We start from the raw sequence: 12,063 nt of genomic DNA, 5'->3' as shown, positions 1-12,063 counted from the left end.
ACTGACCAGTCAGTTCAAATTTGATGAGGAAAGCGAAGGTGTTAAGCATGGAATGGAATAAGAACGGTTTACTCCCGCTGGAATGGTTCCGCCAGATGCGGACGGAATCTCCGGTGGCGGCGATTGATGGTGGCGGAGCCTGGAACGTATTTAAATACGAGGATGTCAAAGCGGTCTTCACGAATTACGAAGTGTTCTCTTCCCAGGGCTCCTCATCCTCCGATGACCCTATTGAATCCAGTGTGCTGCGGCAGGATCCGCCGAAGCACCGCCAGCTGCGCAAGCTGGTATCCCATGCTTTTACGCCTCGCATGATCGAATCGCTCGCCCCCAAGATCCAGGAGATCACGACATCCCTATTGGACGAAGCCGAGAAGAAGGGGAAGATGGATATCGTGGCCGATCTCGCAAGTCCGTTACCGATCACGGTGATCGCGGAAATGCTCGGCGTATCGATGGAGTATCGGGAACGGTTCAAGGCCTGGTCGGATGCTCTGGTGGGCGACAATGCCGATGCCTATTTCCAATGCCAGCGCGAGATGAGCGAATACTTCTCCGAGATCGCAGAAGACCGTCGCCGGCATCCGCAGGACGATTTGATCACGAAACTGGTCGAGGCCCGTATCGACAATGAACACCTGACCGAACTGGAGATTATCGGGTTCTGCATTCTTCTTCTCGTAGCCGGCAACGAAACGACGACCAACCTGATCTCTTCGGCCGTGCTCGCCTTCGACAGCCTGCCGGAGGTCCGTGCAGCGGTGCTTGGAGATTCACAGCTGCTTCCTGGGGCCATTGAGGAAGTCTTCCGCTACTTCTCGCCCGTTCAGCTGATGTTCCGTAGCGTGAAGCAGGACACGGTGCTGCGGGGACAGGAGCTGAAGCAGGGACAGTTCGTTTATATCTGGATGGCCTCGGCCAACCATGACGAGGATGTGTTTGATCAGCCGGACGTATTCAACATTCACCGGAATCCGAACCCTCACTTGGGTCTGGGCAGCGGCATCCACTACTGCATGGGCTCTCAATTAGCCCGCATGGAGTCCCGAATCGCCCTCCAGACTTTGCTGGACCGTTACCCCGAATACCGCCGGGACCGCTCCGTAGAGCTGGCACGGATGGACAGCACGATGATGTTTGCGCTGAAAGAGCTGCCGGTCATTTTAAAATAGATAGGAAGAGAAGAAGAGTCGCTCCCGTTGGAGAGGGCTCTTTTTTTAATATACGGCTTGAGTTTAGTGGATTCGAAAGAGGGTGAGAGCTCTCTTAGGAGGTGGGATGCGTATGGTATGTCCTTTAATTGGCAGTGGCACCATGTTAGAATGAACGTCATAAAGTCGAGTTTAAGGAGCGAAACAGCGCCATGAATATACAGATCGTATGCGTAGGCAAGTTGAAGGAAAAGTACCTGGTTCAGGGCATTGCGGAGTACAGCAAGCGTCTTGCGCCGTATGTGCGCCTGACCGTGCACGAGGTACCGGATGAGAAGGCGCCGGAGAACATGAGCGAAGCCGAGATGCGCCAAGTGCAGGAGAAGGAGGGCGCCGGCATTCTCGGCCACATCAAGCCGGACACCCACGTCATCGCCTTGGCGATCGGTGGCCAGCTGTGGTCCAGCGAGGACTTGGCGGCCCATATGGACAAGCTGGGCACGTACGGGACCAGCAACGTGGCTTTTGTCATCGGCGGCTCTAACGGCCTATCCGAGGACGTCCTGAAGCGCGCCCAGACGAAGCTCAGCTTCGGGCGGATGACTCTGCCACACCAGCTGATGCGTCTGGTGCTGGTGGAGCAGATTTACCGGGCGGTGAAGATTAATCGGGGGGAACCGTATCATAAGTGAGGGCGAAAAATCTATTTTCAATCATTGGCCAGAGGATAATTTAGGGGGGCTAAAAATGAGGCATGGTGCTATTTCACTGATGGATGTATTAGGATGGAAAGGAATATGGCAGCGAAAAACAGATGCAATATCAGTACTCAAGAGCCTAATAGGTGCTTCACAAGTTTGGATTGATAGCTATAAAGAAGATTCTATAATGTCATCACATCTGAGTAATTTAACAGTAGAAATCAGGAGCATTTCAGACACTATCGCTTTGGTTACATATGGAGATGATATCAATAAAGCAATTGAATTTCATGGTATTATTAATCGATTTTTAGTTTGCAATTCAATTTCCAGAAAGATACCTCTTAGAGGAGCAACGGCTTATGGAGAATTAGAACTCAGTGAGAATATAATGATCGGTCCAGCGGTAGATGAAGTAGCTTCTTGGTATGAAGCATCAGACTGGATAGGTGTATTTCTAACTCCATCAGCGCTATTTCAATTAAATACAGCTAATTTTTTTGGCAGTCGATTTAATCTCGAAAGTGAGACTGGAATTTATACTCGTTATAATGTTCAAATAAAAGGGATGGGAGCTTACGACACCTACTGTGTCAATTGGCCTACAATTTGGGAAAATGGCCGCCAAGGCTTAACTCAAAACTTTTTAAAAATGGGTCCAGTAACTCCGTCTATTGCAAGTAAGTACATCAATACATTAAAGTTTTTTGATGAACAAACGCTTCAAAGTTCTGAAATTTAAGTCTAATAGTTATATTTCAAACCCAGAGGTTTTTCAACTGTGGGGCTTCTGGGTAAGGGAAAGCCTTCGGCTATATTACCAGCGGAAGGGGCACAGTCTCCCCCGTTTGAAGTCAAGACCAATGCAGCCGACGCACTTCCTGTGATCCAGAGTGATTCTCATCATAATCAAATACGGAAATCGCCCGTGGCCCTATCCCGTACCGAGAAGAAACTCTCTCCTTTGGCCGCATGATCTATCCGCACCAACCGATGCGTCTGGTGCTGGTGGAGCAGATTTACCGGGCGGATAGATTAATCGGGAGAACAATGCAATAAGTGACAGCGAAAAATTGGTATATATCGTTACTACAATTTTCAAAATAATGGATAAATCAATTTAAGAGTGAAAGAGGTGATTGTTATGGAGATACAGATTAATTATCCATGGACGGATGAAGAGAAAGCTACTATCCGAGAAGGAATAATCAAATTAGTCGATTCGGTTAGACCTGTACTTCAGTTAGACTCACTCAAGCTCATACTCATTCCACATGACTTCGGTGTAGAGTTAATTGATTTTCAAAAGAAGAATGGAATGCGTACCGGATATACTGACAATGGTTTGGGGCTTGCGGTAGCCAAGATGCTTACCTATGTCGAAAATGAAAGACTTGTTTGTAACATTATCATCAACCCTGGTATTGTTTTATCTATGTTTAACGAGGAAACGAGTTCAGATGCGGTACATATTTTCCATCATGAGTTATGTCATGTGCATGACGACATTCTAAAATTTGACCTGTTCCATGTGGCGGAGATAGATGATCTGTTTGCTGGGAAAAACAGTACTGTTTGTCAAGTATCCTATACACACGCTGATCTTATCTGGAGCGAGTATATAGCAACTAGATTATCATCAACTTCTAAGCCATCTGATCATCATATGTATATTGAATCATTTCTGGAAGCAATTCCTGAGACACTGAACCGTTGTAAAAAGCCAAAGAAGAATATCAAGGACATTTAGACGTAGGGAAGCTTTTTAGAGAAATTCAAGGTCATATTTCATATCTCCTAAAAACATATGCATATTTCCTTGGCTATTTCCACAGTATAAATGGGAGTCTTTCAGAGGAGCAGTATAAAGAGATTCTTGAGTCTGCCCCATACCTTAAAGGAGTAATAGATGCAATTCCTTTGGAATTACAAAAGTTATATACTAGTTATGGATCATGGGACGATCATGAGGTATTTCAGAAGTTAGCAGATACCATTTTAACTGCTTGGGGAAATGTGGGCATCCATCCTAGTGATTTACCCGATGGTAGACTATATATTGGTGTTACGTATGATATTTAAGTCCGTTGGTGGAATGATGTGATTACAGATTTTGCGTTAATTTAGGGGCTTTCTCGCAAATACGGGAAGCCCCTTCCATTGTTAGGTCACGGAAGGGGCTACGCTAAACATGCTTTTCGTTATCTTCGTTAAAGGTGAACCCGACGATGTCAATGCGCTTCCTGCCGTCCAGAGTAATTCTCATCATAATCTATTTGGAAATCGCCACCGTCCTGTCCAACGCTGACAAGGAGCTCTCCTTTGGCAGCATGGCCAATCTGAACCAACTGATGCATGTGCTCTGCTGGAGCAGGTGTATAGGGCGATTAGATGAATCGGGGGAATAGTGCTATAAATGACGGCGAAAAAAACGGGGGTGTCAAGGACATATAAACCTGGAGAACATACCTCGAGACCTCATTAGGTCTAGAGGCTTTTTAGTTATTTGTACCCACCATTTTCCATAATATGATATGATAATGGAAGGGAATGAAGCAAAAAGAAGTTAAACATTCAGTCTATTAGACCTATACATATTAAACGGAAGGGTGCTCAAATTGATCTATCACGGCGCAAAATGGTGGAAATTTGATTTTCATACTCACACTCCTAAATCCATAGATTATGGAAAAGGAACAAATTATACTGTACTTCAACAAAGGACTCCACGTGAATGGCTCTTGGATTATATGGGAAAAGAAATTGATTGTGTTGCCGTGACAGATCATAATTCTGGACATTGGATCGATGTATTAAAAAATGAATTAGTTATTATGCGAGAAGAACAATTGGAAGGTTTCAGAGAAATAACTATATTTCCGGGCGTCGAGATTACCGTTCATGGAAATATACATCTTTTGGCTATTTTTGATCCAAGTGAAACTTCTGAATATATAAGCAATTTACTTGCTAGATGTGAATATTTCGGTCAACCGGGGGACTCCGATCAATGTACTAGAAAGTCTTTCAATGAAGTTGTTGAGATAATTCTTCAAATGAAAGGTTTACCTATACCAGCTCATGTAGATACAGTAAGGGGGTTATTTGTTGAAGAGCAAGGGAATTCACTAAGAACTTGCTTAAATACGAATGGGCTGCTTGCTATACAGGTGTGTGATGAAAATTATAGTAAACCACAAATATATATTGATTCTAAACTGATGTTTGCTGAGGTTGCTGGCTCTGATAGTCACCATCCTGATTCGGCAGGATCTTCTTATACATGGGTGAAAATGGAAAGCCCTGACTTAGAGGCGCTACGTTTAGCATTGCATGATGGTGAAGACGGTATCATTAGAAATAATGTTTTAGCAACAAATCCAAATGAAGTCAGGGAAAGATTTTATATTCAATCAATAGAGATAACTAATGGGGCGAAAGCAGGGAGAGGAAAAAAATTAAACGTTAATTTTAGTCCTTGGTTAAATACAATTATTGGAGGAAGAGGATCAGGAAAATCCAGTATTATTGAATATATGAGGCTTCCCTTTAGTAAGGTAAATGGTCTACCTGAGAAAATTGATGAACAATTTAATGAATTCAATAAGGTTCCCAAAGAGCGTGGTAAAACAGGGATGCTTACCGATTCAACAGTCATTCGTGTTCAGATGCAAAAGGATGGAAGGGAGATTGTGCTAAAGTGGGAAAACAATAAGATTATCGAGGAACAACTAAATGAAAACGGAGTATGGGAAAGGAAAGAAGAGAGTAGTAATGTAGAATCTCGTTTTCCTGTAAGAATATTTAGTCAGAAGCATCTTTATTCTCTAACTGAAGATCCCAACCATATATTGAAAATTATTGATGAACAATTTGACAAAAATAGATGGATAGAGATACGAGAAGAATTAACAAAAAAATGGATGCAGTCTCGAGCTAAGCAGAGGGATCTGAAATCGAAAATCAGTGAAAAGGGGAATATAAAAGCGGAGTTTGAAGATACCTTGGCAAAAATGAAGGTTTTTGAGGAGTCAGGACATAAAACTTTGCTTGAAGAATACCAAAAAACGCAAGCAACTAATAATACAATCGTTAAGTCAGTAACAAAAATCGATACATTTAGTGTAAAACTTAAAGATATTGTTAAGGATATTCCCTCCAATCTCTTTGATGAAGAGTGTTTTTCTTTACTAGATCAAGCTTCTATAGACATGCTGAGAGTACAATCGATGGAATACGAAGTGATTAAGAATGCAATGGTTGATTTGGTTTCTAGAACTAACCAACTGATTGAAAAAACAAAGGAAGTTGTAGATGATATCCCATGGCAACAAACAAGGATGGAAAATGAACAGAAATATTTTGAGTTTGTTCGTAAACTAGAAGAACAGGGAGAAAAAAACCCTAACGCTTATGGGGAGTTATCTTCAAAATCACATTTTCTTCAGCAGAAACTTAAAGATATTGCAACCCTTGAGGAGCAATTGAAACAACAGGATGAAATAGTTAAACAATATTTAGACGAAATTCATGCACACGAAATCGAATTAAGAACACAAAGAAATAATGTAATTAGTCGTTGGCAAGGTTCAAATTCCAATGTTAAGATGCATCTTTCAATAATGGGTGATATAGATAATGCGGAAACGAGCTTTCGCAGCTTAATAAGAAAACCTGGGACAGAATTTTCAAGAGACATACTTGAACGAGATGATGAAGGAAATCCAATGAAGGGATTTTTGTTGAACATCACAAGTTCTACATCTGTATGGAGATCTAGGGAAGAATTAATAGTTAGGATATTAAAGGCAAGTGAAGAGGAAACTCAAAACTTTAATAAGCCATTTGTAAAACACCTTACATCTCTGAAGTTTAATACACCAGAAGATATGGATAGACTATTTATCTGGTACCCTGAAGATAAAATCAGTTTGAAGTTAGTTACCAATCGTAAGGAAGAAGATATTGAAACTGGTTCTGCTGGTCAAAGAACAGCAGCAATGCTTTCCTTGATGTTATTACTAGACGACTCTCCAATTATTATTGATCAACCAGAAGAAGATTTGGATACAAAAAGAATCACTGATCTAGTGGTTACTGAATTAAGAAGATTTAAAACAAAGCAACAAGTCATCGTTGTAACACATAATCCCAATATTCCTGTTAATGGAGCAGCTGAAAATATAATTCAAATGAACTTTGAAAATGGACAGATTTATAATCAGGTGAGCGGAGCACTACAAAAAAGCGACGTTCGTGAAGCTGTTTGTAACATCATGGAGGGTGGAAAAGACGCATTAGATAGGCGTTACTTTAGGATTTCAAGGGCAATGGAGAAGTAACAACAGGGGTATATAATCTATAGATTTTAACTGGTGTTGAAAAAGCAGATATAAGATTTTTGTTTTCCTCTTTGTAAGCAGTATATAAACCATTAAGGGGCGAATAGAATTTCTCTGCTTTCTCAAGACTATCCCATAAAGAGATGTGAATCGCCACTTGCTTTTGCTCAAGAGATTTAATTTCATCAATAGACATTTGAATGAACATATCGGCCTCCTACGATAGGTGATTATTAACAGGTTATTATATTCAATAAAGTTATATTCATAAAAAGACTACTTTGATATTGAAAACCACAAGCTTCATCATGCCCAACATAAGGGAGAACGTCCATCTACAGGCGTTCTCCTTTTCGTCATGCATTATCTTCCATTGCCTCCCGTGCTAACTGCTGCGCATAGGCTTCGCCAAGGCCGATGGATTCGTAATATTCCCGTGTTACCTTTTCCATAAGCTCGATCACAGCATCATGCTGCTCCACCGGGGCAAACTCCAGAATCGCTGCTGTGATTGCCTGTTCACGAGCTGCTTCTCGTATCTTAGCGCGTATTCGAAAATCTTATCGGCAATGTGATCCAGCATGCGACTGGAATGACAGCCATAAGTTTGAAAAAAGACGATAAGAACATTGTACTTATCGTCAAAAATGAAGCGAACAATCTGAACGAGAAGGACATAGACGCGCTGTTTGATCGCTTCTACACCGCGGATCGGTCAAGATCAGGAAGAAGAACAGGATTGGGTTTATCCATTGCCGCTAGCCTCATGTTGAAGATGAACGGGCGATTGACCGCTGAGCTCCGCGACGGAAACTTGGAGATGAAGTGCGAATGAAAGATATGACATATTCACCGTTTAGAGTGATACGGTGAATCGTACCATAAATAGCGGTAGGTTTCTGTTGGACAGTATTACGTTTCAAGGGAGCAGTCAATGAACAAAACAGTTCGTTTGTTGGCCTTCGTGCTTCCTTAAAGGAAGGATAATTTCTACCTCCGATCAGTTTTAGTCGAATTCGTGAGGATGCCCAAAGAATTCTAAAACGCTACTGACATAACGTTGTCAGTAGCGTTTTTTTATATTGGACATGTAAATGTAAAGGAGATAGATAAGTAAAAAGTATGTTTTACAACGGCTGTGGGACACAGCCAAACCTATGATTAGGAAGGATGATATCTTGTGAATTTCGCTTCTGTACGCATCATTACGGACGACGTGGATCGTCTTGTTGAGTTCTATGAGAAAGTCATGGGGGTTTCGGCGGAGCGACCCGCGCCCGTATTTGCAGAACTCGCCTTGCCATCATGCACCCTTGCCATCGGCCACTCCCAGACGACGCAGCTATTCGGTGCCGATTCCGTAGTGGGCGCCAATAATCGCACGGTCATTATCGAGTTCCGGGTCGACGATGTCGAAGCCGAATATGTGCGCTTGAAGCCATTTGTCGATAATTGGGTAAAGGAACCGACCACGATGCCGTGGGGGAACCGTTCTATGCTGTTCCGCGATCCCGATGGCAACCTTCTTAACCTCTTCGAGCCGGTGACCGAGGAAGCGATTAAACGGTTCAAAGGTAGACATTGACGGGCAGTAAGGCATGGAGAAGGGAATAGGATAAATGGAAGCAGATTCAATCTCAAACGGGGCTCAGCTTGTTTTAGACTGCTGAGCCCCGTCTGAAATCGAACGCTTTTGGGTGGTATCTTATTATGAAGGCTGAATGGAGCCGATCAGTTCATTCAATTCGGACAGTAATTGCAGGTGGAGTTTCTCTACAATCGAAAAATCGGTGGCCGCAACATAGTAGGCCTTAATTTGAGAATCGATGGCTTCGGCTTCGGCCAGATGGGAGGTGGCCTCTTTCATTTTTTCCGAATAGCGTGCTTTGATACCGGCTATTTCGGCAGCATGGGCTTCATCTGTTCCAGGAGCTATAGTCCGTATATACATATCAAGGATCTCATCCCCGTCCCGATCTGGAAAGTATTCATGCGGAGCGGTACTGTCGAAGATGGCTGTTTGAAGCTTCGGGAATATCAACATATCCAAACTATTCGGATCAAAGCCGCAATGAAACACTTGAACGTCGATTCCTTTCTGTTCGGCAGCGGAGGCAAGCTTTTTCAGCAGCGTCGATTTGCCGGATCCCGCCCTTCCTTTGATGAAAATCCGTCTTTCCAGCTGAGCGGTCAAGCTTTGAATAAAATCATAAGCCCCCTCGGAGTCGCAGCTCCGAAAAATACGTGACGCGAAGTGGTTGACGTATCGCTTTCATGACCGGCGTATAATTCTTGAATCAATTCCAGCGCAATCTGGTCAGCCTTCGTGAAATCCATGTTATCGATATAAAATTTTTCCCACTCGTCATGAATCCGCAATGCTGCTGCGAACGTTTCATACGCATTGGAGTAGGCACTCTCAAGCTTGACTCTAAGATCTTCTATCGTGATGAAGTCTCCCGGTAAAACAAGGCTGTCATCAAACGCTTCCTCGAAATCGATAAAGACGATGTCACCGGCCCCGCTATCCGAAATCCCCTTGCAGACTCGCCCGTCGACAATACCAACCTTCAATTCCGTACAAATGATGCCATCCAGTTCGTCGGGACGGAGAGGGGAGTGGAAGCATTGCACATGGTTGCCTTTATCCAGCAGGCTATCCGCCAAGCTTTGCATGACCGTCGATTTCCCCGTGCCTTGGGGCCCCGTAAGGACAAAGATCTTGTTCAACCCATCAAATGCGGATGTATACAAGAAATGAGCCCCGCGCGCAGTGTTGCCGTGGGCAAAATAGTGAGATGATTTTAGTACCAACCTACACACTCCTTTGTGCCTATTCCGATTCGCAAAGTGTACAGAATAAGCATGATTGGGATAAGTGCCTATATATTTGTATATTCCGTGTTGTAACAAGTGGTGTTCGTCCTCTCCCATGTTTTTCGTTATCTGTTGACCGGGCTACAGAAGGTAAAAATCAAGCCTGCGATAAATGGGGAGATTTCACTTGCCCTACGATGGATTTTCTGTTATTTTTGATAGTAACAAATTGTTATTAACAAAATGATACTAAGTTTGATTGGGCGTTTTCGCTCTGTAAACTCAGTGGAGAAGACGGAGGGGATGCAATGTGAAGAAGGTTGCGAGTGGCTGGAGCCTGTTCGAAATAGCGTGGTTGGCGCTGTTTACCTCGATTGCCGCCTTGTTTACGGTGATTTCAAAGGACTCTTTATTCGGATTTACCGTTTTTATTACCGGGGTGCTATGCGTGGTGCTTGCGGCGAAGGGCAACCTGATGAGCTATGTTTTCGGCATGTACAATACCGTCGGTTACGCTTATCTTGCCTACATTAACGGTTTGTTTGGAGAGGTCATGCTGAATTTGCTATTCTTCGTTCCGATGAACGTCATTGGCTTCTACATGTGGAAAAATAACCGCCAAGACGGCAAGCTGATCATGCGCCAAATGGAGCTTAGAGGCTTGCTTCTCGTTGGGGCCGTCTGTGTATTGGGCTGTTTGCTGCTGGGATATGGGCTTTCGTTCATCCCCGGACAGAACTCGCCTTACATCGATGCGACTACGACGGTGCTGTCTGTTGTAGCCACCTTATTAATGGTCCGTAGATTCAAGGAGCAATGGCTGGTCTATATTGTGTTGAATTTGTTTACGGTGCTGCTGTGGGCGATTCGATTGCTGGAGGGCAGCAGCGAAGGCATGCTGATGATCGTCATGTGGAGCGCGTATTTGGTCAATGCGGTATACGGGTATTACAATTGGAACAAAGGGGCCAAGGAGGTGGCGGCATGAAAACGCTCGGATTAACGCTGGGGAAGTTTGCCCCGCTGCATAAAGGCCATCAGTTCATGATCGAAACGGCGCTGCAAGAGGTCGATGAATTAATCGTGGTCATTTACGAGACGACGGTCACTCCGATCCCGCTTCATATCCGGGCGAATTGGATACGGCGACTATACCCGGCAGTCCGGGTCATCGAAGCTTGGGACGGACCGGACGGGTATTCGGATGACAGAGCGCATGAGATTCGGGAAGAACAGTATATACTCGGTTTACTGAACGGCGAGCAAGTCACGCATTTTTACTCGAGCGAATTTTATGGCAGTCATATGAGTCTCGCTTTGGGCTCGGTCGACCGGCGGGTCGATGATGCCCGCGAGCGGGTTCCGATCTCTGCAACGATGATCCGTTCCGACCCATATAAGTACAGGGAGTTCATAAGTGATATCGTGTACCGGGACTTAATCACGAAGGTGGTATTTGTTGGGGCGATGTCGACGGGGAAGTCGACGATCACCGAAGCGCTGGCAAGACGGTATAACACGGCCTACGCGAGCGAATACGGACGCGATTATTGGACCGAGCATCAGGTGGACCGCAGAATCGGTCTGGAAGCGTTCGATGAAATCGCTGTGGGTCATATTGAGCGCGAAGAGCAGGCTTTGCTTGCGGCGAACCGATTTCTGTTCGTTGATACCAATGCGATTACGACGTATATGTTCGCTATGGATTACCACGGCGAGGCCCCGGAGCTATTGACCCGGATTGCTCTGGAGAATGCGCAGCGCTACGATCTGTTCTTCTTGTGCGACGACGATATTCCTTACGACGATACGTGGGATCGAAGCGGGGATCAGAAGCGGCATGTTTTTCATAAGCAGATCATCGCGGATTTGAAGGAGCGGCGCATTCCCTACATTACGTTGCGAGGAAGCCTGGAGGAACGCATGCGCAAGGTAGACGAGGTGCTGGCGAAGTTCGAGCCCTATCGAAACTATTTCGGGGAGCTGAACGGTTAGAATTGGATGCAGGCAGGGAGTAAAATGAACCCATAACCACAGCTCATTTAGAATCAA

Annotated in this window: 13 protein-coding genes and 2 pseudogenes; 11 read left to right on the top strand and 4 right to left on the bottom strand. The window is 44.3% G+C overall.

Annotated elements, in window-relative coordinates:
- The first annotated feature begins 47 nt into the window (after positions 1-47).
- The 7 genes and pseudogenes from P0X86_RS32390 (at position 48) to P0X86_RS32360 (ending at position 7,194) form a co-directional block, all read left to right on the top strand.
- On the top strand, positions 48-1,172 hold the full coding sequence (locus tag P0X86_RS32390) for a cytochrome P450 (protein WP_255250696.1): 1,125 nt from the start codon (positions 48-50) through the stop codon (positions 1,170-1,172).
- Between the two features lie 191 nt (positions 1,173-1,363).
- Positions 1,364-1,843, top strand: a complete 480-nt coding sequence (rlmH, locus tag P0X86_RS32385) for a 23S rRNA (pseudouridine(1915)-N(3))-methyltransferase RlmH (RefSeq protein WP_090909602.1) — start codon at positions 1,364-1,366, stop codon at positions 1,841-1,843.
- Between the two features lie 55 nt (positions 1,844-1,898).
- On the top strand, positions 1,899-2,594 hold the full coding sequence (locus P0X86_RS32380) for a hypothetical protein (protein WP_277747403.1): 696 nt from the start codon (positions 1,899-1,901) through the stop codon (positions 2,592-2,594).
- A 209-nt stretch (positions 2,595-2,803) separates the two neighbouring features.
- Positions 2,804-2,911: pseudogene (locus P0X86_RS32375) on the top strand (23S rRNA (pseudouridine(1915)-N(3))-methyltransferase RlmH); the annotation flags it as partial.
- An 85-nt stretch (positions 2,912-2,996) separates the two neighbouring features.
- Positions 2,997-3,602, top strand: a complete 606-nt coding sequence (locus P0X86_RS32370) for a hypothetical protein (RefSeq protein WP_277747402.1) — start codon at positions 2,997-2,999, stop codon at positions 3,600-3,602.
- 478 nt (positions 3,603-4,080) lie between these two features.
- Positions 4,081-4,260: a hypothetical protein gene (locus P0X86_RS32365; RefSeq protein WP_277747401.1), complete on the top strand. Its 180-nt coding sequence runs from the start codon at positions 4,081-4,083 to the stop codon at positions 4,258-4,260.
- A gap of 210 nt (positions 4,261-4,470) precedes the next feature.
- Positions 4,471-7,194 carry a TrlF family AAA-like ATPase gene (locus P0X86_RS32360; protein WP_277747400.1) on the top strand — a complete coding sequence of 908 codons (2,724 nt, stop codon included), beginning with the start codon at positions 4,471-4,473 and terminating at the stop codon, positions 7,192-7,194.
- Here the strand turns inward: P0X86_RS32360 and P0X86_RS32355 are convergent.
- Positions 7,166-7,402 carry a hypothetical protein gene (locus P0X86_RS32355; protein ID WP_277747399.1) on the bottom strand — a complete coding sequence of 79 codons (237 nt, stop codon included), beginning with the start codon at positions 7,400-7,402 and terminating at the stop codon, positions 7,166-7,168. The two genes, P0X86_RS32360 and P0X86_RS32355, sit on opposite strands and share 29 nt — an antisense overlap.
- A 148-nt stretch (positions 7,403-7,550) precedes the next feature.
- Complete coding sequence (locus P0X86_RS32350; RefSeq protein ID WP_277747398.1) at positions 7,551-7,676, bottom strand: hypothetical protein; 126 nt, start codon at positions 7,674-7,676, stop codon at positions 7,551-7,553.
- A 74-nt stretch (positions 7,677-7,750) separates the two neighbouring features.
- Here P0X86_RS32350 and P0X86_RS32345 point away from each other — a divergent pair.
- Together P0X86_RS32345 and P0X86_RS32340 are read left to right on the top strand one after the other, a co-directional pair.
- Positions 7,751-8,029: pseudogene (locus P0X86_RS32345) on the top strand (ATP-binding protein); the annotation flags it as partial.
- Between the two features lie 345 nt (positions 8,030-8,374).
- Positions 8,375-8,779 (top strand): VOC family protein, encoded by a 405-nt coding sequence (locus P0X86_RS32340; RefSeq protein WP_277747397.1) that lies wholly within the window; start codon positions 8,375-8,377, stop codon positions 8,777-8,779.
- 123 nt (positions 8,780-8,902) lie between these two features.
- On the opposite strand, the gene P0X86_RS33240 is transcribed toward P0X86_RS32340, so the two are convergent.
- Together P0X86_RS33240 and P0X86_RS33235 are read right to left on the bottom strand one after the other, a co-directional pair.
- Positions 8,903-9,388, bottom strand: coding sequence for a hypothetical protein (locus tag P0X86_RS33240; protein ID WP_347177527.1), 486 nt, complete (start codon positions 9,386-9,388; stop codon positions 8,903-8,905).
- Positions 9,385-10,008: a hypothetical protein gene (locus P0X86_RS33235; RefSeq protein ID WP_347177526.1), complete on the bottom strand. Its 624-nt coding sequence runs from the start codon at positions 10,006-10,008 to the stop codon at positions 9,385-9,387. The genes P0X86_RS33240 and P0X86_RS33235 overlap by 4 nt, the downstream gene beginning before the upstream one ends.
- Before the next feature lie 313 nt (positions 10,009-10,321).
- Here P0X86_RS33235 and pnuC point away from each other — a divergent pair, with 313 nt between their 5' ends.
- Positions 10,322-10,999, top strand: a complete 678-nt coding sequence (gene pnuC / locus P0X86_RS32330; RefSeq protein WP_277747396.1) for a nicotinamide riboside transporter PnuC — start codon at positions 10,322-10,324, stop codon at positions 10,997-10,999.
- Positions 10,996-12,006: an AAA family ATPase gene (locus P0X86_RS32325; RefSeq protein WP_277747395.1), complete on the top strand. Its 1,011-nt coding sequence runs from the start codon at positions 10,996-10,998 to the stop codon at positions 12,004-12,006. The genes pnuC and P0X86_RS32325 overlap by 4 nt, the downstream gene beginning before the upstream one ends.
- Positions 12,007-12,063: the final 57 nt, after the last annotated feature.

It is taken from the genome of Paenibacillus sp. BR1-192, from assembly GCF_029542445.1.
GTDB classification, from domain to species: Bacteria; Bacillota; Bacilli; order Paenibacillales; family Paenibacillaceae; genus Paenibacillus_AQ; species Paenibacillus_AQ lautus_A.
This window is presented reverse-complemented; position numbering and strand designations above follow the sequence as displayed.

Bases quoted from the DNA above. Each gene is read 5' to 3' on its own strand.
- P0X86_RS32390 (WP_255250696.1), top strand. From the start codon at position 48: ATGGAATGGAATAAGAACGGTTTACTCCCGCTGGAATGGTTCCGCCAG.
- rlmH (WP_090909602.1), top strand. From the start codon at position 1,364: ATGAATATACAGATCGTATGCGTAGGCAAGTTGAAGGAAAAGTACCTG.
- P0X86_RS32380 (WP_277747403.1), top strand. From the start codon at position 1,899: ATGAGGCATGGTGCTATTTCACTGATGGATGTATTAGGATGGAAAGGA.
- P0X86_RS32370 (WP_277747402.1), top strand. From the start codon at position 2,997: ATGGAGATACAGATTAATTATCCATGGACGGATGAAGAGAAAGCTACT.
- P0X86_RS32365 (WP_277747401.1), top strand. From the start codon at position 4,081: ATGTCAATGCGCTTCCTGCCGTCCAGAGTAATTCTCATCATAATCTAT.
- P0X86_RS32355 (WP_277747399.1), bottom strand. From the start codon at position 7,402: ATGTTCATTCAAATGTCTATTGATGAAATTAAATCTCTTGAGCAAAAG.
- P0X86_RS32325 (WP_277747395.1), top strand. From the start codon at position 10,996: ATGAAAACGCTCGGATTAACGCTGGGGAAGTTTGCCCCGCTGCATAAA.